Source organism: Pseudomonas sp. TSO6 (assembly GCF_056098905.1).
This window is the reverse complement of sequence record NZ_JBLZWV010000040.1, coordinates 71369-97798: the sequence shown is the minus strand read 5'-3', so window position 1 is coordinate 97798 and position 26430 is coordinate 71369. Positions and strand designations below refer to the sequence as shown.

Sequence of the window (26430 nt, the reverse complement as noted above, 5' to 3'; positions counted from 1 at the left end):
CAGAACATCCACCACCTGAAAAATAAAAAACCATGACTATCTCGACTGTAGCCGCACTGCAAATTGGCTCTCACCCTGACGGCAAACAACAAACGCTGGAAACAATCCTGACTTATGAAGACGAAATAAAGCGCGCTGGCGCGCAATTGGTCGTCATGCCGGAAGCCTTGCTCGGCGGTTATCCGAAAGGTGAAATATTCGGCACTTACATGGGCTATCGCCTGCCTCAAGGCCGCGAAGCTTTCCAGCGCTATTTCGACAATGCCATTGATGTACCGGGCGCTGAAACTGCCGAGCTGGCAGCCTTGGCACAACGCACCGGTGCACTTCTGGTGGTCGGCGTGATCGAGCGTGCGGGCAGTTCGCTGTTCTGCTCGGCCTTGTTCTTCTCGCCGGAACAGGGGCTGGTCGGCAACCACCGCAAACTGATGCCAACCGGCAGTGAGCGGCTGATCTGGGGGCAGGGCGACGGCTCTACACTGCCGGTGATCGACACCCCGGTCGGCAAGATCGGTGCTGCCATCTGCTGGGAAAACCACATGCCGCTGCTACGCACGGCCATGTATGCCAAAGGCATCGAGGTGTGGTGTGCACCGACTGTGGACGAGCGCGACAACTGGCAGGTTTCCATGCGCCATATCGCTCACGAGGGGCGCTGCTTCCTGGTCAGTGCCTGCCAGTTCCAGCCCTCACCGCGCGACCTTGGGGTGAGCCTGCCGCATTGGGACGATGACCGCCTGCTGATGCAGGGCAACAGCGTGATCATCGGCCCCATGGGCGAGGTGATTGCCGGCCCGCTGAAAAACGGCCCGGGCTTGCTGGTGGCGCAGATCGATTCGGCCGAGCTGGTCAAGGCGCGTTACGACTTCGATGTGGTTGGCCACTACTCGCGGCCCGACGTATTCACCCTGATCGTCGATGAACGGGCCAAGGCCTCCGTCAAGTTCCAGCAGTGACCTGAACACGCGACACCGTTGAATCGGCCCCTGCCTGGCGTCGCGCTGCCGCCCGGCAGGGGCCGATTCACGTTTCTGTGCATTACGCAGCCCTGCACCAATAAAAAAAACATCCGAGGCTTTTCAGAAATGAACAACGATTCGCGCCTGTTGTACCGCAAGATCGCCTGGAAGATCTTGCCCTTGCTGTTTGTCAGTTACATCGTTTCTTACCTGGACCGTGTGAACATCGGCTTTGCGGCGTTGCGCATGCAACAGGACCTGGGTTTCAGTGATGCTGTATATGGGCTGGGCGCAGGTATCTTCTTTATTGGTTATGTATTGTTTGAAGTGCCCAGCAACTTGTTGCTGACGCGTATCGGTGCACGCAGGACGATCATGCGCATCATGATTGCCTGGGGCCTGGTGTCGTCCAGCATGATGTTCGTCCAGACCCCACAGCAGTTCTATATCGCCCGCTTCCTGTTGGGTGTGTTCGAGGCCGGGTTCTTCCCTGGCATCATCCTTTACCTGACCTTCTGGTTCCCGGCACGCCTGCGCGGCAGTGTGATCGCTGTGTTCATGTCTGCCATCGCCATCGCCGGGGTGCTGGGCGGGCCGTTATCCGGCTGGATCATCGGGGCCATGGATGGCGTGCATGGCCTGCATGGCTGGCAGTGGATGTTCCTGCTTGAAGGGTCGCCGGCGATTGTCCTGGGTATCCTGGCGGCCTTGCTGCTGATCGACAGGCCCGAAGACGCCAAATGGCTAAGTGCCGAGGAACGCGCGCGCATTGCCCAGGAGGTCGAAGCGCCCGTTGCCGGCAGCAGCCACAGGCTGGGTGCGGTGCTGCGCGACCCGCGGGTCTATGCCCTGGCACTGGTGTACTTTTCGGTGATGGCCGGGCTGTACATCCTGGGCTTCTGGCTGCCGGGCATGATCAAGGGCTATGGCGTGACAGACCCTTTGCACACCGGCCTGCTTACGGCCGTGCCGTACCTTGCCGGTGGTGTGGGGATGATTGTGATCGGCAGGCACTCCGATGCGGTGGGTGAGCGCCGCTGGCACCTGGCAAGCTGCATGGTACTGGCGGCCTGTGCCTTGGTTGCCTGTACCTGGGTGCCGGGGCAGTTGGTTCCTGGGCTGGTGACCTTGAGCGTGGCAGCGGTGGGGTTGTATGCCTCGATGCCATTGTTCTGGACCATCCCCACGCGCTACCTGGGTGGCCAGGCGGCCGCCGGGGGCATTGCCTTGATCAATTCGCTGGCCCTGTTCGGCGGCTTCACCAGCCCGACGGTGTTGGGGGCGGTGAAGGCCAGCACCGGCAGCCTCGACCTTGGCCTGTATGTGTTTGCCGGTGCGCTCACCCTGGGGGCAACGGTGCTGATCCTTGCCATACCGGCGCGGCTGATCGAGGGCACGGCCGTCACGACAGGCAGAACGACTGCTCAACCAGCTCGATGATCAAAGCCTTGACCGTTTGCAGTGTGCTGTCATGCTTGCTGCCGACCCGCGTGCCGATCTCCAGGTCGTAGGAGGGGAGCGCTACCGGGCAAGGAAAGGTCTTGAGCGTCGACACCCGCTCCATGGCGCGTGCGGCGTGGGTAGGCACCGTGGTGATCAGCTCCGAGCCCACCAGCAGGAACGGCACGGCGGCAAAGTGTGAGGTAGAGGCACGAATGCTGCGCTTGTACCCGGCAGCATTCAGGCCTTCGTCGACGATGCCGACAAAACCACCCGATGACACCAGCAGGTGCGGCCGCTGGGCATAGTCCTCTGCACTGACCGGTGGGGTGTTGTGCGCATCGGCAATGCCCAGGTAATTGCCCCGGCCCAGGCGCTGCCGGGCAATCAGGGGTGAGGACAACCCACCTGCAGACACGGCGATATCCACCTGGTGGCGCATCAGCATGTCCTGCACCAGGCCGCTATGGGTTTGCCTGAACAGGATACGCAACCCGCCCAGGTGTTTGTCGACCAATGCCAGCAGGCCTTGCCCCAGGGCGATTTCGGCATCGTCCGAAAGCCCGACAGTGATGGTGCGGCCTTTGATGTCCTTGCCTGCCACCGACAGTGCCAAGGCTTGCCGGCAGCGGTTGAGTGCCTCGCCAATCAGTGGCGCCAGCTCGTTGGCCCGCACGGTAGGCCGCAGGCCTCGGCCGGTACGTTCGAACAGCGGGTCGGCGTAGACCTCCCGCAGGCGGGCGAGGGCGGCGCTGACGGCGGGTTGGGTGACGCCTAGGCGTAGTGCAGCGCGGCTGGCGCCACCTTCTTCGATCAACGCGACAAATACCCGAAGCAGGTTCAGGTCGACGCTATCGATATCAATATTATGCATATCAGATATCCTGATAGTTGATTGATTTATAGTATACGCACTCGCAGAATGCACCGACAAATAATTCAGGGGCGTACTTCAGGTGTGTTCTGAATGTATGAGTTGTGATGTGTTTCAGGTTGTGGAGTGTATGAAAGGTATTCGAGTTGTCGGCGGGTTGTTGGGGGCGTTAGTTGCACAGTTGCTAGTGCTGAATATAGGGTTGGCGCAGGCCGAAGATTATCTGCCAGCACCGGGTGTTGCTGCGCAATCGTGGTTGTTGATGGACCCTGAAAGCGGCGAAGTGCTGGCGCAGGGAAATGCCGACGCCCGGGTAGACCCGGCCAGCCTGGTGAAGATCATGACCAGTTACGTGCTGGGCCAGGCTCTGCAGGGTGGCACTGTCGACGGGAATGACCGAGTAACGATCGACACCGACGCTTCGGCGGCTGGCAACGCGCAGTTGCAGGGGTCGTCGTTGATGTTTCTGAAACCCGGTGACCGGGTGACCATTGATGATTTGAACAGGGGCATTGTCATTCAATCTGGCAATGATGCCTGTATCGCGGTGGCAGATTACCTGGCCGGCAGTGAACAGGCCTTTGTTGATGCCATGAATGAACAGGCCCGCCAACTGGGCATGCTCAATACCCAATTCAAGACCGTGCATGGTCTGGCCGCCGAAGGGCAATACAGCAGCGCGCGGGACATGGCGTTATTGAGCCGGGCACTGATTGAACAATTGCCGGCTGAATATGCCCTGTACAAGAAAAAGGCGTTTTCTTTCAACCAGGTGGTTCAGCGCAACCGCAACCGGCTGTTGTGGAGTACCAGCCTGGCTGTCGACGGTCTTAAGACCGGCAATTCCGCTGCGGGTGGCTACAGCCTGGTGACTTCGGCGGTGCTCGACGGGCGCCGGCTGATTGCCGTGGTGCTGGGCGCCGAGTCGGACCGGCTGAGGTTTCAGGAGAGTGAAAAGCTGCTCAAGTGGGGGTTTCGAGCATTTGAGACGGTTACCCCGATCAAGGCTGACGAAGTGTTTGTAAGCAAGCGTGTCTGGTTTGGTGATACGCACAACGTAAAGCTCAATGCAGGCGCACACCCGGCCATCAGCGTGCCCTATGGGCAGGCCGCTGAAGTGAGCGTCAGTGCCATCCTCGACAGCCCCGAACTCCATGCGCCGTTGCAGGCGGGGCAGGTGGTGGGTGTGATCAATTTCCAGATCGGTTCCCGGCACATCGCGGAAAAGCCCCTGGTCGTGATGGAGACGGTCGACGAGGGCGGCTGGTTCAGCCGTGCCTGGGACTTTCTGCTGCTGAAGCTCTATCAGTGGCTGGGTGTGTGCCTGTTGTGCAACGGCGAGGGGGGCTTATGAACAGTTGCCTGCGTTACCTGCTGCCTGCCATGTGCATGCTCGCCACGGCAGCCTGCAGTACCGACCACGCTGCCAGCGAGCACCGTTTGCGGGTGACCGCGGACGAGGCCGATGCCTTCAATGAACGCGCGCTGCGCCTGCAGTCGGATGAGCGCGAAACGGCCGGGGGCCTGGTCGTGTACTTCGCCACGGACAGCGCGGCCGTTACCGACCAGGACATCGCCAGGTTGGGGCAGGTAGCGGTCTTTCTGCTTGCCCACCCACAGGCCGAGGTGTTCATCGAAGGCCATACGGATGACGAGGGCTCGCCTGAGCAGAACGTGGTACTGGCCCAGGCTCGCGCCGATATGATCGCCTATTACCTGGTGAAATACGGGGCTTTGTACGATCAGCTGAACACGCGTGCCTACGGCGAGCGCTACCCGGCGCACGAGGGCAGTGGTGCAGAGACCATGCAATACAACCGGCGGGTGGTGGTGGAATGGAACAGCCACAGCGATGCGTTTGGCTATGACCCGCTTCAGTAATGGTGTGGTGCTGATGCAAGGCGTTTGCCTTGTGGTGCTGGCACTCTGCGCCAACCTTTCGAGTGCTGCCCCGCACGTGCCGGACGTGTTGCCTGAAGAAAGCCAGGCAGCAGCACCGGGCACGCAACTGGTGAAGCAGCTACAGCTGGCATTGTCGGAGCTGCGCTTGTATCAGGGTGAAATCGATGGGCTGATCGGAGCGGGTACACAGGAAGCACTTTACCTGCTGCAAATGGCGCATGAGCTGCCCCTCACTGGCAGCGTCAACCTGCCCACGCTGAACGTGCTTGGCATTGCGCCGCCGCACTGGATGCAGCCCTGAACGGTTGTGAACCCAAGCCATGGCATTCGCTACAACAACTTCGCCGGGTTACCCGTGGCGCTTCAGGTTGGTCATTTTCCTGGTCCTGCTGTTGTCCTCGGTCCTGTGCTGGCGCATTGTCAGCCTGCAGGTGCTGGATAACCGCTTCCTGCGCCAGCAGGGAGATGCGCGCAGCCTGCGTTATCTGGACATTGCTGCCCCGCGCGGGCTGATAACCGACCGCAACGGCCAGCCGCTGGCGGTCAGCACGCCGGTGGTGACGCTGTGGGCCAATGGCCGGGAACTGGCCATGGAAAAGCCAAGCTGGCCGGCGCTCGCCGATGCATTGGGCATGCCACGCGACCGACTGAAAGCGTTGTTGCAGCGCAGCACCGGCAAAGCTTTCATCTACCTGCGCAGGCGCCTTGCCCCCGAACAGGCGCAGCATTTGTTGCAGGCGGTGCAACGCTTGCACGTCAAGGGTGTGTACAGCCTGGAGGAGCCGCGACGGTTTTACCCGGCCGGCTCAGTTGCCGCGCAACTGGTCGGCTTTACCGATATCGACGGCAACGGCAGCGAAGGCATTGAGCTGGCTTACGATGCCGTGTTGCGCGGTGAGCGCGGCAAGCAGCAGGTGCTGAAGGACCGGCGTGGTCATGTGATCGAGGACCTGGGTGTGAGCCTGCCGGCAAAACCGGGCCAAGCCCTGGCGTTGTCCCTGGACCTGCGGTTGCAATACCTGGCCAGTCGCGAACTGAAAAAGGGCATCGTGGACAACGGTGCCGAGGCGGGCAGCGTGGTGGTGCTGGATGTGCAGTCGGGCGAGCTGCTGGCCGTGGCCAACTACCCGACCTACAACCCGAACAACCGGGCGCATGTTAGCCCGGCGGCGATGCGTAACCGCGCGCTGGTGGACGTGTTCGAGCCCGCGTCGACACTCAAGCCGTTCTCCGTTGCCGCAGCCCTGCAAAGCGGCCGCTGGCAGGCCTCCGATAGCGTGCTGGTGCAAACCGGCAGCCTGAAGATTGGCCGCTTTACCATTCACGATGCGTCGCGCACGGCAGGCGAGCGGCTGGACATGACCGGCATCCTGGTGCGCTCCAGCAACGTTGCGATCAGCCAGGTGGCGTTCGATATCGGTGGCCAGACCATTCAAGACACCTTGCAAGGTGTAGGGCTGGGGCAGGCGAGTGGCTCGGGCTTTCCGGGGGAGCGTTCGGGGCTGCTGCCGCTCAGGCGGCAATGGCGGGCCACCGAGACAGCGACGCTGTCCTACGGTTATGGAGTGTCGGTCACGGCCGTGCAACTGGCCAGTGCCTACGCCACCCTTGTCAATGGCGGCAGGCGTGTACCGGTGTCGCTGCTCAAGGTGACGCAGCCACCAGCGACGGCTCAGGCCATTGCACCGCCAGTGGCGGATGCGCTCAAGCACATGCTGGTGCAGGTAGTCGAGGCGCCGAGAGGGATCTACCGGGCCAAAGTGGCCGGCTACCATGTGGGTGGCAAAAGCGGTACGGCGAGAAAAACTGCAGTTGAGGGCCATGGCTATCAGGGCAAGGCCTACAGGGCGATATTCGCCGGCTTTGCGCCCGCCAGCAGGCCCAGATTCGTGGTGGTGGTCATGCTCGACAACCCGTCGAAGCAGGGCTATTACGGCGGGTTGGTATCGGCGCCAGTCTTCAGCAGCGTGGTGGGGCAGGCCTTGCGCTTGTACGGTATTGCACCCGATAACCTTGACTTTACAGGGCCGTAAAGAAACGCCTGTACAGACTTTATTGAATCAAATACGATGCATTAATATGTTTTTGGGATGATATGCATTGTATGCGGTGCATAAATGTATGGATGAATTGGGCAAATTGATCAAGAAGCTGCGTAAGGATGCCGGGCTTTCACAAGCCCAGCTCGCGCAGCGTCACGGCATGAGTCGTGCGACCATTTCTGGGATCGAGAACAACTCGATCCCAGAAGTCGGCATTCGCAAGGTTGCAGCGATCCTGGAGGGTTTGGGATACGAACTGACGGCCACGCCCAAGCGCCGGCGTAGAACACTCGATGAGCTGAAGGCCGGGGGTATCCATGATCAGTTCGAGTGATCGCTTGTACGTCGGCGCGGGCGACGCCACTGTCGGCACCCTGGGGCGCAGTAACGAAAATCCGCGTGACACGGTCTTCACTTACAACCCATCGGCTGGTGAGGCGCAAGCCGTCTCTCTGACCATGCCAACGCGCCTGGAGAGTTACAAGTGGGAGTATGGAATTCATCCCGTGTTCGAGATGAACCTTCCGGAAGGGCACCTCAAGGAAGAGCTGATGCGGCGGTTCAGCAAGTCGGTGCGCGGTTTTGATGATTTCGCCTTGCTAGGCATTGTCGGCCCTCACCAACTGGGTCGGATCAGCATCGCCCAGCATCTCGGTGACGACCCCATGCCGGCCATGAAGCTGTCCAGCGTGCTGGTTCACGATGGCGCAAAAGACCTGTTTGCCGAGCTTTTGAGTACCTACGCGGCCTATTCAGGGGTATCCGGTGTTCAGCCGAAGGTGCTGGTGCGCGATATCGAGGCCGCCCCCCCCAATGTTGACCGGGTCACCCACCGCGGTGCGACACACCTGGTCAAGGCATTCAACGAATCAGATTTTCCTCAGTTGGCGGCCAACGAGTATTTCTGCATGCGCGCGGCGTTGCATTGCGGCCTGCAAGTACCTGAGCTCCAGCTTAGTCAGCAGGGGAGGTTTCTGGTTGTTCAACGCTTTGACGTCGGCGACAACGCCTACCTGGGCTTTGAGGACATGTGCGTGCTTTCGGGGTGGGGCACTCGCAAGAAGTACGATGGCAGCTACCAGGGCTGCGCGCAGTTGATCAAGCTGTATGTCACACCTGGGCGGGTACCTCGTGCGCTGGAAGACTTTTTCATCATGGTCGCGTTGTGCGCCGGTATCCAGAATGGTGATGCACATTTGAAGAATTTCGGCCTGCTCTACGAGAACTGTGCCGAGCACGCCGACATCTGGCTCGCGCCGGCGTATGACCTGGTGACCACGACGGTGTACAACAGCCACGACATCATGGGGCTGTTGCTGGGCGGGTCGAAAGCGTGGCCCAAGCGCAAGATGCTGGTGCAGTTCGGACGCACCGCCTGCAACCTCACGCAAGCGCGCTGCGAGGAGTTGCTCAACCGAGTGGAAGTCGGCATGAACCGTGCGATGGCGGAGCTTTCGGATTATCGCAACAGCCATCCGGCCTTCGAGGCTGTAGGGGAGAGGATGGCCGCTGCATGGGCCTTGGGGTTGAACAGAAGCATTGTGGCCTAGGCTCCTTCGAACCCTGGTTCACGTTTCGCAAGCTGTGTTTCGAGTCAGCTATGCAAAGCAATTGCGAAATCCGGTCAGACTCGGGTTAAATGAGAGTCATTATTAAAGACGCTCTGATCGGTTCTACCATGTCCTGTGCTGACCCTTCCCTGCAAAAAGCCGTGCACACGCTTTACGAGGACCACCACTCCTGGTTGTGCGGGTGGCTGCGCCGCAAGCTCGGGTGTATGGAGCATGCGGCCGACCTGGCCCAGGACACGTTCATGCGGGTGCTGACCCTGCGCAAGGCGGCAGAGCTGCAACAGCCACGGGCGTATCTGAGCAGTGTCGCCCGTAGCCTGATGATCGACATGTTCCGCCGGCGTGCCGTGGAGCAGGCCTACCTGGAAACCCTCGCGGCACGGCCCGAGCAGGTAGAGGTTTCACCCGAAGCGCGCCTGCAGATCATCGAGACCCTGCTGGAAATCGATCGGCTGCTCGATGGCCTTGGCCCGCGTACCCGCGAGATCTTCCTCATGGCCCAGCTCGATGGCCTGAGCTATGTGGAAATCGCGCGGCGCCTGGATGTTTCGCTCACCACCGTCAAAAAACACGCCGTGAGGGCACTGACCCACTGCCTGATGCTGGCTGAGGCTTGAACCATGGCGGGTGCTGAACCATTGGACCGCAACACCCTAGAGGCTGCCGCACGCTGGTATGTGGAACTGCGCTGCGAGGCGGATGACAGCACGCGAGCGGCGCATCAGCGCTGGTTGTTGAGTGACCCGCGACACCTGCAGGCCTGGGAGCGCCTGGCACGTTTGCAGGGCAAGCTGGCGCAGGTCACCCCCGGTATTGCACGGCCAACGTTAAGCAGCGCCAGGGCCAAGCGGCGTGAGGTACTCAAGGTGCTGTCGGTGCTGCTGGTCGCGGGCGCGACAGGGGGTGTGGTGCTGCGTGATGGCGGCGTTGCGCGGTTGATGGCCGACGTGCGCACAGGCGTTGGCGAGCAGCGTTCGTTGCGGCTTGACGATGGCAGCCAGTTGCAACTGAACACCGACACCGCGGTTGATATCCGCTACGACGGCCAGTGGCGCGCACTTGAGTTGCTGAAAGGCGAGATCCTGGTGCAGACCGCATCGGATGCATTATCCCGCCCGTTCATCGTGCATACAGGCCAGGGTAGTGTCCGCGCACTGGGTACGCGTTTTATCGTGCGCTGCGACGACGAGGTTACGCGGGTGTGCGTGCTGCAGCATGCGGTGCTAGTGCGCAGTGCACAGACCATGGCGGCTGTGCGGGTAGAGGCCGGGCAACAGTTGCAATTCAGCACCGAAAAGATGGGCAACGTGACACCGCTAGCGGTGATGGCAGACGCCTGGTCCCGCGAGATGTTGATCGTGGATGACTGGCGCCTCGCTGATGTCGTGAGCGAGCTGCAGCGGTATCGGCCCGGGTACCTGGGCTGTGATGAGGCCGTGGGCGGGTTGCGACTGTCCGGGGCGTTTCACTTGGGCGACATCGATATCGTCCTGGAAAACCTGACCACCACGCTGCCTGTGCGCATTCGTCGCTTCAGCCGCTACTGGACGCGCGTCGAGGCTGCCTGATGCCGGCGATGGGCCGCAACGCGGCCCCAAAATGCTTGATTGAGTGTCATGGCCTGAAGGCTGGCGATTTTTTTTGCCTGAGGGGTTATCGATTGTCGTTCTCGTTCGACTTGTAGGTAGACGCGCACCAAGCGCAATGAAAAAACTGCCGCAGGGCGAAAGGAAACCGCATGCTCGCTGTCAACGATTGCAACCGCATCCTATTGATCAACTCCACCAGGACCAAACTGGCGCGTGCCGTGAATCGCGCATTGTTCAGCGTGGCGCTGGCGACCCCACTGGCAACGATAATGGTCGCCAGCCCTGCCATTGCGCAAACCCAGGCTGAAGCTTCGTTTGATATTGCCGCAGGCCCGCTGGCCACGGCGCTCACGCAATTTGCTTCGGCAGCCGGGGTGACGGTGTCATTCGAGCCGTCATCGGTGCAGGCGCTGAAGTCGCCCGGCCTGCGTGGCCGCTACAGCCCCGATGCCGGCCTGCGCCAGTTGCTGGCGGGTAACCGGTTGCAGGTGTTGAAGCAGGCCAATGGCAGCTACTCGCTGCTGCCAATGGTCGGTGACGATTCGACCCTGCAGCTTGATACCACCAGCGTGACCGGCGCGGCCGTGGAGTCCGCCTATGGGCCGGTGAATGGCTACGTTGCCAGCCGCAGTGCCACCGGCACCAAGACTGACACGCCCATCCTGGAGATCCCCCAGGCCATCAACGTGGTCACCGCCGACCAGGTGCAAGCCCAGGGCGCGCGCAACCTGACCCAGGCGCTGCGCTACACCCCGGGCCTGGCCACCGGTGGCTTTACCGATCGCAACAGCATTGCCGACGAAATCACCAGCCGCGGGTTTGCCCCGACGCCGCTCTACCTGGACGGCGCGTACCTGCCGTATGCCGGTAGCCTTGGGGGCGCACCTCAGATCGACCCCTACACGCTGGAGCGTATCGAAGTGCTCAAAGGCCCTTCTTCGGTGCTGTACGGGCAAAACCAGCCGGGCGGGCTGATCAATATGGTCTCCAAACGCCCCACCCGCGAGCAGCGTAACCAGGTGAAGCTTGGCGCTGGCAGCTACAACCGGGTCAACGGTGCCTTCGATACCAGCGGCCCGCTGGACGAGCAGAAGGCCTTTACCTATCGCCTGGTCGGGGTTGCCGACAAGGGCAACGAGATGGTCGCTCACACGCACAGCGAGCGCTTGTTGCTGGCCCCTAGCCTGACCTGGGCGCCAAGCGAAGACACGTCCCTGACGCTGCTCGCCCAAGTCCAGCGTGATGATGGCGAGCCCGATTATCAGACGTTGCCGATGATCGGCTCGCTCAAGCGTGGCCCGACAGGCCAGCATATCGACCGGGACTTCTTTTCGGGGGACTCGCGGTACAACGATTACAAGCGCAACCAGTACATCTTTGGCTATGACTTCAGCCATCGTTTCAGTGACGAACTGGCATTTCGCTCTACCGCACGCTACACCGACGTGCGCGACCGCTACAAAGGCTTCTACCTGCGCAGCTTCGTGACGCAAGGCGATGTGGTGGACTACACCCGCGCCAACCGGGTCAAGCTTGACTGGCGCCAGCACAACATCGCCTACACCATCGATAACAACCTGGAGTACACCTTCGACACGGGCGCACTGCGGCACACCTTGCTGGCCGGCGCGGACTACCGTCACTTCTCGCGCAAGTACGATGGCTACAACGCCTACAACGTGTTGCCGGTCGACCTGTATGGCAAGAACAACTACCCCACCAGCAACGTGACGCCGGTGCTGGATACCCGTTGGGACAACACCCTGCGCCAGACCGGGGTGTACGTGCAGGACCAGATCAAGCTGGACAACTGGATCCTGACGGTAGGCGGGCGCCAGGACTGGGCGGAAGTCGACAACAAGGATCTGCTGGCGCACAGCATTGCCTCCCAACGCGACACCAAGTTCACCGGGCGCATCGGCCTTACCTATGTCACCGAGTTTGGCCTGGCGCCGTATGTCAGCTATTCCCAGTCGTTCTTGCCAACCGTGGGCACCGCAGCGCCCGAGCGCGGTGGCAAGGCGTTCGAGCCAAGCGAAGGCGAGCAATACGAGGTGGGGCTGAAGTACCAGCCTGTCGACGGGACCTTGTTCACGGCTTCGGTGTTCCAGGTGAAACAGAAGAACATGCTGACCGGCGATACCGAGTACCCGCAGTACCAGACGCAAAATGGCGAGGTGCGCTCGCGTGGTGTGGAGCTGGAGCTCAAATCCAGCATCGAGAATGTCGATGTACTGGCCGCTGCCACCTACATCGACTCGTTCTATACCAAAAGCACCTATGGCGACCAGGGCAACCGCAATGAGGCGCAGGCCCCGGTGTCTGCCACATTGTGGGTGGATTACCACTTCACCCAGGCCACTCTCAATGGCCTGACGTTTGGCGCCGGCGCACGTTACACCGGCCGCAAGCAGGGTAACTCGGCCAATACCTTCGAAGTACCGGCTTATGCCGTGTATGACGCCACCGTCAGCTACGACCTTGCCAAGCTCGACCCAAGCCTGCGCGGCCTGCAGGCCAGCGTGAATGTGCAAAACATCTTCGATCGCGAGTACGTATCCGACTGCAACTATGCGTTTGGCTGCTATTACGGACAGGAGCGGGTTGCGTCGGTAGAGATGACCTACGACTGGTGATCAAGCCCCCGCGCCACGCGGTATACTCCGCGCCATTTTGCCAATGGCGGGAGAACGCTATGCGCCAGGTTTTGCTCATCGTCGATGTCCAGTCCACCTTCAGCCCGCCCGAGTGGCTGGTCGATGGCTTGCGGCGGTTGTCAGCGAACATTCCTACCATTGCCTCGGTCGAGTTGCACGACGAAAGGGTCACGCCGTTCGAGCGGCAGCTCGGCTGGCACCCGGCGGCCGAGGACGAAAGCCTGGTCGAGGCCGACCAGGTGTTCATCAAGCATGGCTACGGGCAGAGCGCCGAAGCCATCGAGTACATCAGGCAACTGGGTGTGGAGCGGGTGCTGGTGTGTGGGCTGCAGACCGAAACCTGTGTGCTGGCCGCTGGCTTTGCCCTGTTCGATGCGGGGCTGACGCCCACCCTGGTGACGGACATGACGGTAGGGTCTTCGCTGGACCGGTCGGCCAAGCTGGGGATCGAGCTGTGGCAGCATCACTTCCGCCAGGTCACGACCTCGGCTGAAGTGCTGGCCGAACTGGCGGGACAACGCTAAAGAATATTGTCACTTTGCCATCATGCGGTGCCAATGCGTATCATTGTCGATTGCATTCCGCTGATCGAGAAGGATCTCCATGCTTAAAAAGCCCTACCTGGCAGCTGTTCTGCTGCCTGTCACAATGCTCTGGGCGGGCCTTGCCCACGCCTTTACCGATGGTATCGACCGTTCAGTCACCCTGGAAAAGGTCGCGCAGACGTTCGTCGTGCAGAAGGACGGCAGCTTCCGTCTTGATGTCGACAGCGTCATGCTGATCAACGAAGAACGCGCCATCAAGACCAATGCCCAGCACCCGGTAAGCTACAACCGTTCGCTGGAGACGCTGGAGGTGGTCGAGGCCTACACGCAAAAGCCCGACGGCCGCAAAGTGCAGGTGGATGCCGCGCACATCAAGGAGCAGCAGGAGCAGGCTTCTGCGCAGGCGCCGATGTTCCAGGACTCGGTCAACAAGGTGGTCATCTTCCCCGAGGTTGCGGTGGGGGACCGGCTGGTGCTGCGTTATCAACGCAACCGCGCTACGCCGCTTTTCCCTGGGCAGTTCGAAGACATCACCGTGCCGCAGTTCTACCCGGTCGGGCAGTTTTCGCTGACCTACGACCTGCCCCAGGGCATGCCGCTGCAGGCCGATGCCCGTGGTTTCAAGGCGTCGTCACCCGCCAGCGGGGAAGGGCGCACGGTGTATCGCTGGGACTATGTACCGGCGGCGCGGGCGCGGATCGAGACAGGTGCAGTGTCGTACCTGGACTACGGCCACTACCTGGCGGTTTCGACGTTCTCCGGCTTCAAGGATTTCGCCCAGGCCTACCAGGCCAGGGCCACGGTCGAGGTCACTCCGCAGATCAGTGAACTGGCGAAGCGCCTGACGGCCGGCTTGCCCACCGCGCGGGAGAAGGCGCTGACCCTCAGTGACTGGGTACGCGAGAACATCCGCTATGTGGCGGTGTACGTCGGCGCTGGCGGGGTGGTGCCGCATGCCGCGCAAACCGTACTGGACAACCGCTACGGGGACTGCAAGGACCATGTTGCGCTGCTGGAAGCGCTGCTGGGCGCGGCAGGCATCAAGAGCACCCCGGCGCTGGTGAACCAGGGCACTGCCTATGTGTTCCCCAAAGTGCCGACCTTGGGTGTGCTGAACCATGTGATCACCTATGTGCCGGGCCTGGACTTGTACCTGGACTCGACTGACCCATCGGTTGCTGCCGGTTACCTGCCCTTGACCGTGCTGAACAAGCGAGTGCTGCTGACTGCCACTGGTGAGTTTGGCAAAACCCCGGCCATGCAACTGAACCAGGTTTCCAGTGACTTGCTGTTCAAGGTCAAGGCCGATGGTGGTGCCGACTTCACCAATGTTTCGACGGTGAAGGGCTGGGCCAGCGAGATGAGCCGCTTCGGCTTGAAGTTGATGAAACCGGAAGACCGGGAAATGCTGGTCGAAAGGGTGCTGGCCGCCTATGGGCAGCGTGGCAGTGGTTCGATCAAGATCGAGCCGTCCACCGCCAACGGCGACTTTGTCAGCAATGTGGATGGGCACACGGAAAACCTGGTCAACCTGCCAGGGCCGGTGGGTGTGGCGACCCTTACCAGCCTGGCGGGCGGTATCTCGCAGAACGTCTACAGCTTCACCCTGGAGAAGGAACGCAGCCAGAGCTTCGTGTGCATTGGCAACGACACGGTGGAGACCTCGCGCTTCGAGTTCCCCGCCCAGGTCAACGTGCTGGCAATCCCGAAACCTGTGAAGCTGCATGACGGCAATGTCGACTACAGTGCGCGCTATTCCCAAGAGGGCAACGCAGTGGTGGTGGAGCGGCGTTTCAAGTTCAGCCACCCGGATGTAGTCTGCTCGCCGGAGGACTTCACGGCCATGAAACCGGCGCTGGAGGCAATGATCCGCGACCTGCAAAGCCAGATCATCGTGCAGGCTGGGTAGCTCTGACACCGGCCGGTTGAACAATCAGGGCCGCTTTGCGGCCCATCGCCGGCAAGCCAGCTCCCACAGGTCCAGCGCAGGTCTCAAGCACTGCGCGGTTCTTGTAGGAGCTGGTTTGCCGGCGATGAGGCCAGCACAGGCAACTCCCACAGGTCCAGCGCAGGTCTCAAGTTCTGCGCGGTTCTTGTAGGAGCTGGCTTGCCGGCGATGAGGCCAGCGCAGGCAACTCCCACAGGTCCAGCGCAGGTCTCAAGTTCTGCGCGGTTCTTGTAGGAGCTGGCTTGCCGGCGATGAGGCCAGCACAGGCAACCCACAGGTCCAGCGCAGGTCTCAAGTTCTGCGCGGTTCTTGTAGGAGCTGGCTTGCCGGCGATGAGGCCAGGACGGGCAGCGCAAGGCAGTAGCCCTAGAAGTCCCAGCGGGTCGTGACCATCATGTTGCGTGGCTCGCCGTAGTACGTGGTATCGAAGTTGCCAAGCCCGGTCAGGTAGACCTTGTCGAACACGTTGTTGGCATTGACCGTGAAGCTCAAGTGCTCGCTGTACTGATAACGGGCCATCAGGTCCACCAGGGTGTAGCCGCCTTGTTTGATGCGGGTGTAGTCGTTGGCGATCGGGCTGTAGATGTTGCCGTAGAAGCCGCTCTGCCAGCGCAGCCCACCGCCCACGGTCACCTGGTCGAATGCGCCAGGCAGTCGGTAGGTGTTAAACAGCCGCACTACGTGCTCAGGCTTGGTGGTTGCCAGAGGGAAGCCGAAAATCCGTTGGTCGTCGGCGTCGCGGGTACGGGCGTAGGTGTAGCCGGCGGTGACGTTCCAGCCGGGTGCCAGTTCGCCGGCCAGCTCCAGTTCGACGCCCTTGGTGGTGGCGCCGTCGATGGCCTTGTAGATGCCTTCGTTGGTCACCGGGTTGGTGCCGATGTTGGAGGCGACGTTGTCTTGCTCGATGCGGAAAAACGCCAGGGTGCCGTTCAGCCTGCCGTCGAACCAGGCAGCCTTCAGCCCGGCTTCATAGCCGTCACCTTCGACAGGGGCGAGGGTGGCGCCGTTGATGTCCTTGTAAACCTGTGGCTGATAGATCGAGGTGTAGCTGGCATACACCGAGTAGGTGTCGTCCAGGTCATAGACCACGCCCGCATAAGGGGTGACCACCCCGTGTTCCTTGTAGCTTGCGTGGGTGTCGCTCAACGAAGACGTTGGGTAATAGTCCTGATCATCGTTGTACTTGAAGGTGCTGACCCGGGTGCCGAGGATGAGCGAAAGCTTGTCGGTCGGCCTCAGGCGGGTGGCCACGTAGGCGCCGTTCTGGCTTTGCGTGGTGGTGTAGTCGCCGTTTTTCGGGAAGTTCTGTTCCGGCAGTTTGCCATTCCAGTCGAATATGGAGCCGGGCACCATGGCGAACGCGCTGCCGTCGTAGGTATCGCCGGTCTGCTTCGAATGCGAGGTCATGAAGCCTGCCACCAGCTCGTTCTCGCGGCCGAACAGGGTGAACGGGCCGGAGACATTCACGTCTGCGGTGTTCTGCACGCGGTGACCTTCCCAGCGCCCCCAGTACAGGAACATCCCCTCGCCGGTCGCCGGGTCCGGGTTGCCGCCGCTGGCGGACGCCAGGCGCGTGTCATGATCGCTGATCATGTGGCTGAGGCTGAGCTTGACCTTCCAGTCGTTGGCCAGGGCCTGCTCCAGTGAGGTGAAGTAGGTGGTGGACTGGAAGTCGCGGCGGCTCCAGTCTGCCGCCGGGTTGTGTGAACGCGAGAAATCGGTGCGGCTGCCGTCGGAAAAGTAAGTCGGGTTACCTGTCCAGGACGACCCGCGCGGGGTGGTGGCCTGGTTGTCGATGCCGAAGGAGAGCAGGGTGTCTGGCGTCAGGTCGGCTTCAAGAATGCCGTAGTAGACATCCTTTTTCTGCTTGTAGTGGTCCAGGTACGACTTGCGGTCCTGGTAGGCACCCACCAGGCGGCCACGCACGCTACCGCTGTCGTTGAGCGAACCCGAAATATCACCTTCGGTACGGTAGTTGTCCCAGGACCCTGCGCTGGCGGTGATCGACGCCTTGAAGTCGTGGGTGGGCTTCTTGCGCACCAGGTTGACCGTCGCCGAGGGGTCGCCAGAGCCGGTCATCAGGCCGGTCGCACCCTTGATGACTTCGATGCGGTCGTAGGCGGCCATGTCGACGTGGGTCACGCCCTCATCGTAGACGCCGTCGTAGATGGTGTTGATGCCATCGTACTGGTAGTTGGTAATGGCAAACCCGCGTGCGGAGTACTCCATGCGTTCGCTGTCGTAAGCCTGAACCGAAACCCCGGGCGTGTTGCGCAGCACGTCGCCGATGTCTTGCGAGCCATGGTCGTCGATCACCTGGCGGGTGATCACGCTGACCGACTGCGGCGTTTCGCGCAGGGTCAGCGGCAGCTTGGTTGCGCTGGTAGAACCGCCGGTGGTGTAGGCGCCGGTACCCTCGGTGACGTTACCCAGCCCCAGGGCATCGACGCGGCTGGGGGCTAACTCCAGGGCATCGCCCTGTTGGGTGCTTGACAGCAGCGAATAGCGCCCGTCGCTTTCCCGAGTAGCCTGCAACCCGGTGCCACTGAGCAGAATCTGCAAGGCTTGATCGACGTCATAGCGCCCCTCAAGAGCAGGCGAACGTTTACCGCGCGTCCAGTGGGTGTCGAACGATAGCACGATGCCAGACTCGGCAGCGAACTGGGTCAGCGTTTCGCCAAGATCGCCCTGCGGCAGGTGGTAGTCATGGGCTTGCGCGGCGCTGGCAGCGGCAGGCCCCGCTAGCAGTGCAGTCAGTAGCAGGCAGGTGCGCAGGCCTGGCGCAGTGAAAGGCCTGGTGTTGAAGCGGCAGGTCATCGTCGCGTTTCTCTGATAGGTAAAAGTCGGGATACCTATGAGTCGGATAAGCCCTGGCAAAGTGATCAGGCGCTCAGCATTTTTTTACCCTGCCGTGATGGTGACCCATAAACGCGTACGCACCTGGACCTGCACCGGCAGTGACGTGGTCAGCGCGCGCAGGATCTGGTCGGTATCGTCGAGCCGGTAGGTGCCGCTGATGCGCAGGCCTGCCACGGCTGGCGTGCAGCGCAGCCAGCCCGGGCGGTAGCGTGAAAGGTTGCTGATGAACGCGTCGAGGCGCTGGTCATTGGCGATCAGCAACCCCCGGCCCCACGCATCTGCGGCCAAGGGGACGGTTTCCAGCGCGGCGAAGCCCTGGTCGTTGAACCGACAGCGCTCGCCGCTGTTTACCAGCAGGGTCTGGCCCGAGCTCAGGGTTACACGCGCCTGCCGGGCAAATACCTCCAGGCTGCTGCCGTCATCGAACAAACGCAGGGCGAAGCGGCTTTCGCCTGCCTCGACCGTGCCGTTTCGGGTGCTGACCGTGCAATGCTGGCGAGTTGGCACCGTGACCATGACTTCACCTTGGCGCAGCAGCAAGCGTGCAGGGCCGAGGGCGTCATCCACATCGACTGCAGAGGCGGTATTGAGCATCAACGCAGTGCCATTGCTCAGCATCAGCGAACGCTGTTCGCCCACGCCGGTGCGCACGTCTGCCAGCAGTGGAGACTGCTTGACCTCCCGGTATCCCCCCAGGCCCAGCGCGCCGCCGCCCAGCAGTATCAAGCCAGCCTTGACCACCCGCCGACGGCTAGCGTTGCGGCCGTGGGCTGCCAGCGCCAGTACGCGTGCAGACGCCGGGTTTTCGCTGGCTGCCATGCGCGTTTGCAGGCGCTCTGCCTGCTGCCAGGCCCAGGCATTGACGGGCGTCGCATTCAGCCACAGCTGCCAGGCTGAGTAATCACTGGCCTGCACCTCACCGCTGTTGAGCTGGCTGAACCAGTGCGCGGCCTGGCGCAACGAAGCCAGTTGCTCGGCATTCAGGTTCATGCTCAGTGGCCATGCCCAAGGCTGTAGATCATGCAGTGCTCGGCCGCCTTGGCAATGTAGCGGCGCACACTGACTTCGGAAATACCCAGCTGGGTGGCGATGTGTTTGTAGGGCATGCCATCGATCTGCGAAAGCAAAAACGCTTCACGTACCTTGGGCCCGAGCGCGGCTAGCATGGCGTCGAGCTCGAACAAGGTTTGCAGCAACGCCACGCGTTGCTCAGGTGAGATGTCCAGTGCTTCGGGTTGCTCGGCGAGCACCTGTAGCCAGGCCCTTTCCAGGTGCAGCCGGCGCAGGTGATCGATCATCAGGCGGCGAGCGATGGTTGCCAGGTAGCCTTTGGGTTCGCGTACGGCGTCGAGCTTTGCGGCAGCGTCGGCAGCAGACATGACACGCACGAACACATCCTGGACGAGGTCTGCTGCCAGGTGGCTGCAGTTCACCCGCGGTTTCAGCCAGTTATGCAACCATTTGCTCTGGGCGCGGTATAGCTGGCTGACTTGAGAAGTAAAAGCTATATCCGGAATGCTCATCCGTGCCGCCTGAAAATGTTTACAAATGTTAATGGTTCGCATTTTAGGCAGAGTGTTTCAGGGTTTGCAATCGCAGCGCCATTGCCGGCAAGTCAGCTCAAGCAGAGGTAGCACGCTCGGCCGCATCGGCTCCACGCGCCTGGTTTTGCTTGTTCCATCGCGTAAACAGCAGACGCAACAGGGTGTTCCAGCAGTAACCCACCAGTACCCCTCCGGCGAGTGCCAGGGCGACCTCGAACAGCGGGTGCCTGACGATATGGTCCGCCAGCGACTGGAACTGGAAATGCGTCAGGTAGATGAACAAGGTTGACGATGCGATGACCGCGCCGCCCCGTGCTACCAGGGCGGGCACTGGCACCGAGCGGAACCAGATAAGGGCCAGCATCGCCGGCAGGGCGATATCGATATAACGCGAGAAAGCCTCCCAGCCAACGCCGGCAACCGCCATCAGGTCCAGCTCGCCGACCACCAGCACGGCCACCGCGCTGGCCACCCACTTGCGCGCGGTGGTATCAGCATGGTGCACGGCCATGCCCAGCACCATGACCGCCAGAAAGTGCTGCGGTACCCGGTTGAGCAGCGCACTGGCGTCGAACACGAAGCGGCTGAGCAGCACATCCAGCGCCACCAGCGCACAGGCCGCAATGATCAGGCAGCGGAACGGGTCGGCGAGGACGGCTTGGCGCACGCGCCGGATGGACAGCACCACACCGATGATCAGGATCATCTGTACCAGCACTTCGATGTACCAGTAATTGAACAGGCTGACCTCGCTGGCCGGGAACCAGTTGGACACCAGCAGCAGCGATTGCCAGTGCAACCGGTCGAACACCAGCTGGATCAGCGCGGTGTACAACAGTGTGGGCACCACGATGGCCGTCAGCGACCTGAGCAGCGTGCGCGCATCGCCACGCTCTTCGATGGCTTTGAGCTGGAACCGCGCCAGGCTGATGCCGGAGACCAGGAACAGCACCGATGTTTCCCCGACGATCAACCAATGGTCGAACTCGCTCAGGTGGCCGACCACGATCAGGATGATGGCCAGCATCCGCACGAACACCGGCATCTCCATCACCCGCCACGCGCTTTTCGGGGGCGCATTCAGCTCGGCCAGCTGGCACACCGGCAGCGTTTCCCAGCGCTGCGGCAGGTGGCCGATCAGCTCCTCCAGCACCCGCGAGGCTTGCACGAACGACAGCGAGTCGCCGCCCAGTTCGACAAAGCTCAACCTGGCGTCCAGGCGCGGTACCTGGAGGATGCGCGCCCAGGCCGTGCTCAGTTTTTCCGCCAAGGGGGACAAGGGAAGGCTGGCGCTGTCGTCAAATGGCGCAGGCAAGGCGCGTTTGTCCACTTTGCCGTTAGGGGTGAGCGGCAGGGCCTCGAGGAACATGAACAGCGCCGGCACCATGTAGTCCGGCAGCTGGCCGGCGAGCGCCTGGCGCAGTTCATCGGCGCTGGTGGGCTTTTGACAAACGCAATAGGCCACCAGCCGGATCGACGCGCTGTCGTGGTTGGCCACGACCACGCATTGGCCGATGTGGGGGTGACGGGTGATGGCGTTCTCGATTTCCGCCAGCTCGATGCGGTGGCCACGGATTTTCACCTGGCTGTCACCGCGCCCCAGGAAACTGGCGTTGCCATCGGCCAGGTAGGTGCCCAGGTCACCGGTGCGGTAACAGCGGTCGCCTGCGTCCCCGGTGAACGGGTTGACGATGAACTTGGCCTCGGTCAGCGCCGGGTCGCCCCAGTAACCCTGCGACAGATAGGGGCTGCGGATGAGGATTTCACCGGTTTCGCCCACGCTGACCAGCTGGTTGGCCGCGTTGACCACCAGCAACTGCGCATTGGCGATACCTTTGCCCAAGGGCACCCGTGAACTGTCCCAGTCAGGGGAGAGGGCATGGAAGGCCATGGCTTGTGGCGTTTCCGTGGTGCCATAGAAGTTGACACTGACAGCACAGGGCGCAATGGCGCGGATCTGCTGGTACAGCGCCGGGCTGAGCGCATCGCCGCCCCAGAACAGGTAGCGCAGTTGATCGAGTACCTGGCCATTCATGTGTGCGCCGGTCTCGATCAGCTTGCCCAGCGGCGGGGTGAGGTGGATTACGCTCACGCCGTGCTGTTGAATCCAGCCTGCCAGCTGTGACGGGTCGGTCAGGGTCGGCTGGGCGGGGCAGGCGATGGTCGCGCCAATCGACAGGGGCGTGAACACGTCGCGGTATACCGGGTCGTGGCCCAGACCGGAAAGCAGGGAGAAAGTATCAGCCTGGGTAAAGCCATGCTGGCGCACATGCCAGTCGATGAAGTGCACCAGCGGCGCGTGGTGAGTAACGATACCCTTGGGTTCACCGGTGCTGCCCGAGGTGAAGGTGATGTACGCCGGTTGCTCGGGGTTGACGCTGGGCAGCGCGACCTGTTGCCAGGGAAAGGCTTGCAGTGCCTCGGCGGGGGCTTGCGGCACCGTAACCACAATGGGGCCGGAGGCGTCGAGGGATGCATTACCACAGCGCAGGACGACGGCAGGCGCCAGTGTACGGATGATCTGCCCGATGCGCGCGGTAGGGTATGCAGCGTCGGCCACGGTAAAGGCCAGGCCGGCACGCAGGCAGCCGAGCATGGCGTACACCAGGGCGGCGCTGCGGCTGGCGACGATGACCACACGATCGGTGCCACTGGCAGCGTTTTCTACCAGAAACGCGGCAATGCCCTGGCTTATCTGCGCCAGTTGGGCATAGCTGCAGCTGGTGTGCCGGGCAAGGATGGCGGTGGCATCCGGGCAGCGGCCGGCCTGCTCGAGGAAGGCGTGGTGAATCGGCTGGTCGGCACAGTACTCCAGGCGCAGCGTTGGGTTCGGGCGCAGGTCCGGCATGATGGGTGAGGGCTCCGCATGAACGTTGGGGCTGGCTGGTAGCACAACGCTAGTGCAGGGTGGCCGATGGCGCCAATGTTCAGCGGGATTGGGAGGTGCTTGTCGACAGTCGGGTGCGCTGCGCGCCGCTTTCGTGACACAAGGCGGCTCCCACAAATATGGCGTGGGCCCGAAACCTGTTCGGTGCCTGTGGGAGCTGGCTTGCCGGCGATGAGGCCAGTACAGGTATTGCAAGGCAGCCTGCACCAGCCCGATCCATCAGGCCACATCCACCAGCACGATCTCGCTGTCCTCGATGGCGGTCACCCGCAGCACGTCTTCCTGCTCGATCGCTACACCGTCCCGTGCCTTGGCACGCAGCCCGTTGACGTCCACCAGCCCCTTGGCCGGCACCAGGTAACCCCGGCGTGCGGCATCGAAGCGGTACTCGGCGGTTTCACCTGCACGCAAAGTGGCAGCTACCAGTCGCGCATCGGTGCGAATCTGCAGGCTGTCTTCATCACCGGCACGGCCGCTGGCCAGGGTCACGAAGCCTTCGCCACGCTCCCCTTTGGGAAACGGCCGGCTGCCCCACTGCGGTGCTTCACCCGTGCGCTCAGGCACGATCCAGATCTGGAAAATACGCGTATCGACGTCTTCCAGATTGTACTCGCTGTGCACGATACCGGTACCGGCGCTCATCACCTGCACGTCACCGGCTTCGGTACGGCCTTTGTTACCCAGGCTGTCCTGGTGGCTGATCGCGCCTTCACGCACATAGGTGATAATTTCCATGTCGCGGTGCGGGTGCGGCGGGAAGCCGTTGCCAGCCGCGATCAGGTCGTCGTTCCATACCCGCAGGTTGCCCCAGTGCATGCGCGCCGGGTCGTAGTATTCGGCGAATGAGAAATGGTGGTGGGCATCGAGCCAGCCGTGGTTGGCGTGGCCGAGGCCTTCAAAGGGTCGTAGTTGCAGCATGGTCGTGCTCCTTGAATCAGTGGAATGACGCCATGATGCGCCAATGAAACATCGAAAATAAGCGTAAATATCGGCTTAAAACGATCATATTGTTCGATGTAAATTACTGCCCTGCTTTATTCGCTTCATCGCCTAATCTACTGATCTGCAAGCATTCGCTGGCGATTTTCCGTCGATGCGGCGAACATGCCAGCTGTTTTTGTTTTTCAACGGAGTGACCGTGGCCCACGAGCAACCCCAGGCCCCCGCCGACCTTACCCCACCCGCGCAATTGCCCTGGTTTCGCCGCCTGGCCGCCCGCCTGCTGGGGCGTGGCCTGACCCGTCTGCAAGCCCAGCACCGTGACTCCTGGTTCCTCGGCCACGCGACCGGCCAGCGCAGTGGCCATGCCGATGGCGTGCGTGAAGGGTTCGACCGCGGGCGGGTGGAGGGTTACGAAGCCGGGCGCCAGGTGCTGGTGATCCGCGATACCCGGCCTGACATCGCTGCCGTGCCCGGTCAGGACGACAACCTGTTCGACGACTGGCGCCTGCCGTTGACAGCCGAGCTGAAAAAGCGCTTCAAAACCGACGTCGCCCAACGCCTGCCCGCCGAGGCGCAACCCAGCGCCGCGCAGTGGAAGCTGATCTTCAGTGACACCCCGTCCACCTGTGTGGTGGCCGGCGCCGGGGCAGGCAAGTCCACGTCGCTGGTTTTGCGCATCCTGCTGCTGCGCCATTATCTGGGTTACGAGCTGGATGCGATGACCGTGGTCACGTTCACCCGCGAGTCGCGCAAGGACTTCATCAAGCGCCTGGTGCAGGTATTCGCCCTGTGGCAGATCAGCCTGCAACCGGTGCAGGCCCGCGAACTGGTGCGTACCTTCCATTCGCGCATCCTGCCGCTGGTACGCAGCCTGCCGGGCTTCGGCCAGGTGCGCGCCTTCGAGACGCTGGGCAACGAGATGCCTGCCGGGCGCGAGGCCGAGGCCGACAGCAACCCGTTCGACCTGCGCCTGAACGATGCCCAGCGCCAGCAACTGAACCAGTGCTATAGCAGCGTGCTGGGTGAGAGCCCACGTTTTGCCGAACTGGTCGGCCTGTTGCGCAGCGAAGCCTTGCAACTCAAACCACTGGACCCGAACAACCCTGACGTGCAGAAGCGCGCACAGGTGACCCAGTTGGCCGCCCAGCGCGACGAAGAACTGTGCGACGTAATCGAGGACCTGTGGTTCGCCGCCGGCGCCTGGCCGATCAAGGGCATCGAGCCTTGCCGCGAAACTGTCGACATCCGTGGCAGCCGCTTCCATGTGCATGGCCGCCTGGGTGGCCAGGGGCCGTTGGTGGTGCTGGGCTTCGACCCGGCTGAAAGCGCGCAGTACCAGCGCCCCGGTGCCAAGTTGGCGGTGCGTGCCGAGTGGGCGGTAAAACGAACCTTGTTGCAGGCCTTCTGCGACCGGCCGCTGATCTGGCTCGACAACTACGCCATGGCCCGCCGCTTGGCGGCCTCGTTGGCTGGCGATGCCGTTGCCGGCCCGGGGTTCGAGTACAAGGTCAAGGGCGAACTGGCACCGGCGCCGTTGCTGGACGCCTTTGTCGGCGCGGCCAACTTCATCGAGAACCTTGGCCTGGACGTGAACAACGCGGTGGCGGCGATGAGCTTCCCGTCCGGCGACAGCGATGCCTTGTTCTTCGAGGCCCTGGCCCTGTACTGGAAGGCCCTGGAAGCACACCTGCTGGACCAGTCGCCGCCGGTGATGAGCTACAACCGCATGTTCGCCCTGTTCAGCGAGAACAACCCGGAAAACCTGCAACTGCTGCCCGACCCGTTGTTGCGGCCTCTGGCGCACCTGATGATCGACGAGTTCCAGGACGTGTCGCCGCAGATCGTCAGCTGGCTGCGCGCCAGCCTGGCTGAAATCCGCCGACGTGGCCCGACCATGCACACCGGGCGCCATGCCCAGCATTCGTCGCTGCTGTGTGTGGGGGACGACTGGCAGTCGATCTATGGCTGGCGGGGCAGTTCGCCCAAGTACTTCATGGAATTCACTAAAGCTTTCCCGTCGCCGGCCAACACGCGGGTGATGCTGGTCGACAACTACCGTTGCCAGCAGCAGGTGATCGACGCGGCCGAGCACCTGGTCAAAGGCACCCCGGCGATTGCCGGCAAGAAAGCCCGCGCCAGTGGCCCGGCAGCCGAATTGCCGGGCTCTGCGGTCAAGGTGTTCGACCGTGACGAGGCCGCCTTGGGTGAAACACTGATCGAGCACTACCAACGGGGTGAGACGGTCATGATGCTGTACCGCAAGGGCAGCGACAGGGCCTTGATGAGCGAGCACCTGCAGAGTGTGCTGCATGCCGAGGCGGCGTTGCCGGCCGAGCAGCGCCGGCTGCGTCAGTTGACCTACCACAGTGCCAAGGGCCTGCAGGCCGATGCGGTGTTCATGCTGGGCGACTGCCAGTACCTGACCAGCTCGCCCTACAAGAACCAGGTGTACCGCCAGGCGGGTCTGGGCAAGGCCGGGGATGCCCAACCGTTCGATACGGCGCAGAAGGAAGAAGTGCAGCGCCTGGCCTACGTGGCGGTGACCCGCGCGGTGCAGCACTGCTATTGGCACGTGGAGGCCGCCAGTGGTGACGCCGCAGCGGCCCCACGGGCGTCCGGCCGGGTGGATGGCAGGCAGGCCTTCTTCGAAGACCTGCGCGGACAGTGAGTG

The 26430-nt window shown here is 62.2% G+C and carries 20 protein-coding genes; 14 read left to right on the top strand and 6 right to left on the bottom strand.

The window, feature by feature from the left end; genetic code table 11:
• Positions 1–32: 32 nt before the first annotated feature.
• Complete coding sequence (locus ACN6NG_RS18585) at positions 33–956, top strand: carbon-nitrogen hydrolase family protein (RefSeq protein ID WP_063422891.1); 924 nt, start codon at positions 33–35, stop codon at positions 954–956.
• A gap of 129 nt (positions 957–1085) precedes the next feature.
• Entirely contained in the window at positions 1086–2399 is a 1314-nt protein-coding gene (locus ACN6NG_RS18580) for an MFS transporter (RefSeq protein WP_258656504.1), read from the top strand.
• Here the strand turns inward: ACN6NG_RS18580 and ACN6NG_RS18575 are convergent.
• Complete coding sequence (locus tag ACN6NG_RS18575; protein ID WP_063422892.1) at positions 2362–3273, bottom strand: LysR family transcriptional regulator; 912 nt, start codon at positions 3271–3273, stop codon at positions 2362–2364. The genes ACN6NG_RS18580 and ACN6NG_RS18575 overlap by 38 nt on opposite strands.
• A gap of 130 nt (positions 3274–3403) precedes the next feature.
• Between ACN6NG_RS18575 and ACN6NG_RS18570 the strand changes: the two genes are divergently transcribed.
• The 11 genes from ACN6NG_RS18570 to ACN6NG_RS18520 all read left to right on the top strand — a co-directional run bounded on the left by ACN6NG_RS18570 (position 3404) and on the right by ACN6NG_RS18520 (position 15488).
• Positions 3404–4627 carry a serine hydrolase gene (locus ACN6NG_RS18570; RefSeq protein WP_063422893.1) on the top strand — a complete coding sequence of 408 codons (1224 nt, stop codon included), beginning with the start codon at positions 3404–3406 and terminating at the stop codon, positions 4625–4627.
• The gene (locus tag ACN6NG_RS18565; protein WP_474315426.1) at positions 4624–5154 is read left to right on the top strand and encodes an OmpA family protein; all 531 of its coding nucleotides are present in this window, start codon (positions 4624–4626) and stop codon (positions 5152–5154) included. Before ACN6NG_RS18570 ends, ACN6NG_RS18565 begins: the two co-directional genes overlap by 4 nt.
• Positions 5138–5476, top strand: coding sequence for a peptidoglycan-binding domain-containing protein (locus tag ACN6NG_RS18560; RefSeq protein WP_474315424.1), 339 nt, complete (start codon positions 5138–5140; stop codon positions 5474–5476). Before ACN6NG_RS18565 ends, ACN6NG_RS18560 begins: the two co-directional genes overlap by 17 nt.
• Positions 5477–5495: 19 nt before the next feature.
• Entirely contained in the window at positions 5496–7208 is a 1713-nt protein-coding gene (locus ACN6NG_RS18555) for a peptidoglycan D,D-transpeptidase FtsI family protein (RefSeq protein WP_474315422.1), read from the top strand.
• 88 nt (positions 7209–7296) lie between these two features.
• Positions 7297–7551, top strand: a complete 255-nt coding sequence (locus ACN6NG_RS18550) for a helix-turn-helix domain-containing protein (RefSeq protein WP_043196736.1) — start codon at positions 7297–7299, stop codon at positions 7549–7551.
• Positions 7535–8767 carry a type II toxin-antitoxin system HipA family toxin gene (locus ACN6NG_RS18545; protein WP_353455153.1) on the top strand — a complete coding sequence of 411 codons (1233 nt, stop codon included), beginning with the start codon at positions 7535–7537 and terminating at the stop codon, positions 8765–8767. The genes ACN6NG_RS18550 and ACN6NG_RS18545 overlap by 17 nt, the downstream gene beginning before the upstream one ends.
• Before the next feature lie 128 nt (positions 8768–8895).
• The gene (locus tag ACN6NG_RS18540) at positions 8896–9405 is read left to right on the top strand and encodes a sigma-70 family RNA polymerase sigma factor (RefSeq protein ID WP_063422898.1); all 510 of its coding nucleotides are present in this window, start codon (positions 8896–8898) and stop codon (positions 9403–9405) included.
• Positions 9406–9408: 3 nt separating this feature from the next.
• Positions 9409–10356, top strand: a complete 948-nt coding sequence (locus tag ACN6NG_RS18535) for a FecR domain-containing protein (RefSeq protein ID WP_063422899.1) — start codon at positions 9409–9411, stop codon at positions 10354–10356.
• 170 nt (positions 10357–10526) lie between these two features.
• Positions 10527–13013, top strand: a complete 2487-nt coding sequence (locus ACN6NG_RS18530; protein WP_474315419.1) for a TonB-dependent siderophore receptor — start codon at positions 10527–10529, stop codon at positions 13011–13013.
• A gap of 59 nt (positions 13014–13072) precedes the next feature.
• Entirely contained in the window at positions 13073–13558 is a 486-nt protein-coding gene (locus ACN6NG_RS18525) for an isochorismatase family protein (protein ID WP_063422900.1), read from the top strand.
• A gap of 79 nt (positions 13559–13637) precedes the next feature.
• On the top strand, positions 13638–15488 hold the full coding sequence (locus tag ACN6NG_RS18520) for a DUF3857 domain-containing transglutaminase family protein (protein WP_353455156.1): 1851 nt from the start codon (positions 13638–13640) through the stop codon (positions 15486–15488).
• A gap of 405 nt (positions 15489–15893) precedes the next feature.
• On the opposite strand, the gene ACN6NG_RS18515 is transcribed toward ACN6NG_RS18520, so the two are convergent.
• The 5 genes from ACN6NG_RS18515 to ACN6NG_RS18495 form a co-directional block, all read right to left on the bottom strand.
• Positions 15894–18344, bottom strand: a complete 2451-nt coding sequence (locus ACN6NG_RS18515) for a TonB-dependent siderophore receptor (RefSeq protein ID WP_474315416.1) — start codon at positions 18342–18344, stop codon at positions 15894–15896.
• An 84-nt stretch (positions 18345–18428) separates the two neighbouring features.
• A complete protein-coding gene (locus tag ACN6NG_RS18510) occupies positions 18429–19376 on the bottom strand; it encodes a FecR domain-containing protein (protein WP_474315413.1) in 948 nt (315 codons plus the stop codon).
• Positions 19377–19378: 2 nt separating this feature from the next.
• Positions 19379–19909 (bottom strand): sigma-70 family RNA polymerase sigma factor, encoded by a 531-nt coding sequence (locus ACN6NG_RS18505; protein ID WP_016500357.1) that lies wholly within the window; start codon positions 19907–19909, stop codon positions 19379–19381.
• Positions 19910–20006: 97 nt separating this feature from the next.
• A complete protein-coding gene (locus ACN6NG_RS18500) occupies positions 20007–22778 on the bottom strand; it encodes an amino acid adenylation domain-containing protein (RefSeq protein ID WP_474315411.1) in 2772 nt (923 codons plus the stop codon).
• Between the two features lie 258 nt (positions 22779–23036).
• Positions 23037–23735, bottom strand: a complete 699-nt coding sequence (locus tag ACN6NG_RS18495) for a pirin family protein (protein WP_049275402.1) — start codon at positions 23733–23735, stop codon at positions 23037–23039.
• A 175-nt stretch (positions 23736–23910) separates the two neighbouring features.
• On the opposite strand from ACN6NG_RS18495, the gene ACN6NG_RS18490 reads away from it, so the two are divergent.
• On the top strand, positions 23911–26427 hold the full coding sequence (locus ACN6NG_RS18490; RefSeq protein WP_063422905.1) for a UvrD-helicase domain-containing protein: 2517 nt from the start codon (positions 23911–23913) through the stop codon (positions 26425–26427).
• The last annotated feature ends 3 nt before the right edge of the window (positions 26428–26430 follow it).

Bases quoted from the DNA above. Each gene is read 5' to 3' on its own strand.
- ACN6NG_RS18495 (WP_049275402.1), bottom strand. From the start codon at position 23,735: ATGCTGCAACTACGACCCTTTGAAGGCCTCGGCCACGCCAACCACGGC.
- ACN6NG_RS18525 (WP_063422900.1), top strand. From the start codon at position 13,073: ATGCGCCAGGTTTTGCTCATCGTCGATGTCCAGTCCACCTTCAGCCCG.
- ACN6NG_RS18585 (WP_063422891.1), top strand. From the start codon at position 33: ATGACTATCTCGACTGTAGCCGCACTGCAAATTGGCTCTCACCCTGAC.
- ACN6NG_RS18490 (WP_063422905.1), top strand. From the start codon at position 23,911: ATGCGGCGAACATGCCAGCTGTTTTTGTTTTTCAACGGAGTGACCGTG.
- ACN6NG_RS18560 (WP_474315424.1), top strand. From the start codon at position 5,138: ATGACCCGCTTCAGTAATGGTGTGGTGCTGATGCAAGGCGTTTGCCTT.
- ACN6NG_RS18575 (WP_063422892.1), bottom strand. From the start codon at position 3,273: ATGCATAATATTGATATCGATAGCGTCGACCTGAACCTGCTTCGGGTA.
- ACN6NG_RS18565 (WP_474315426.1), top strand. From the start codon at position 4,624: ATGAACAGTTGCCTGCGTTACCTGCTGCCTGCCATGTGCATGCTCGCC.
- ACN6NG_RS18555 (WP_474315422.1), top strand. From the start codon at position 5,496: ATGGCATTCGCTACAACAACTTCGCCGGGTTACCCGTGGCGCTTCAGG.
- ACN6NG_RS18570 (WP_063422893.1), top strand. From the start codon at position 3,404: ATGAAAGGTATTCGAGTTGTCGGCGGGTTGTTGGGGGCGTTAGTTGCA.
- ACN6NG_RS18520 (WP_353455156.1), top strand. From the start codon at position 13,638: ATGCTTAAAAAGCCCTACCTGGCAGCTGTTCTGCTGCCTGTCACAATG.
- ACN6NG_RS18515 (WP_474315416.1), bottom strand. From the start codon at position 18,344: ATGACCTGCCGCTTCAACACCAGGCCTTTCACTGCGCCAGGCCTGCGC.
- ACN6NG_RS18580 (WP_258656504.1), top strand. From the start codon at position 1,086: ATGAACAACGATTCGCGCCTGTTGTACCGCAAGATCGCCTGGAAGATC.
- ACN6NG_RS18540 (WP_063422898.1), top strand. From the start codon at position 8,896: ATGTCCTGTGCTGACCCTTCCCTGCAAAAAGCCGTGCACACGCTTTAC.
- ACN6NG_RS18545 (WP_353455153.1), top strand. From the start codon at position 7,535: ATGATCAGTTCGAGTGATCGCTTGTACGTCGGCGCGGGCGACGCCACT.
- ACN6NG_RS18505 (WP_016500357.1), bottom strand. From the start codon at position 19,909: ATGAGCATTCCGGATATAGCTTTTACTTCTCAAGTCAGCCAGCTATAC.
- ACN6NG_RS18535 (WP_063422899.1), top strand. From the start codon at position 9,409: ATGGCGGGTGCTGAACCATTGGACCGCAACACCCTAGAGGCTGCCGCA.
- ACN6NG_RS18500 (WP_474315411.1), bottom strand. From the start codon at position 22,778: ATGCCGGACCTGCGCCCGAACCCAACGCTGCGCCTGGAGTACTGTGCC.
- ACN6NG_RS18510 (WP_474315413.1), bottom strand. From the start codon at position 19,376: ATGAACCTGAATGCCGAGCAACTGGCTTCGTTGCGCCAGGCCGCGCAC.
- ACN6NG_RS18550 (WP_043196736.1), top strand. From the start codon at position 7,297: ATGGATGAATTGGGCAAATTGATCAAGAAGCTGCGTAAGGATGCCGGG.
- ACN6NG_RS18530 (WP_474315419.1), top strand. From the start codon at position 10,527: ATGCTCGCTGTCAACGATTGCAACCGCATCCTATTGATCAACTCCACC.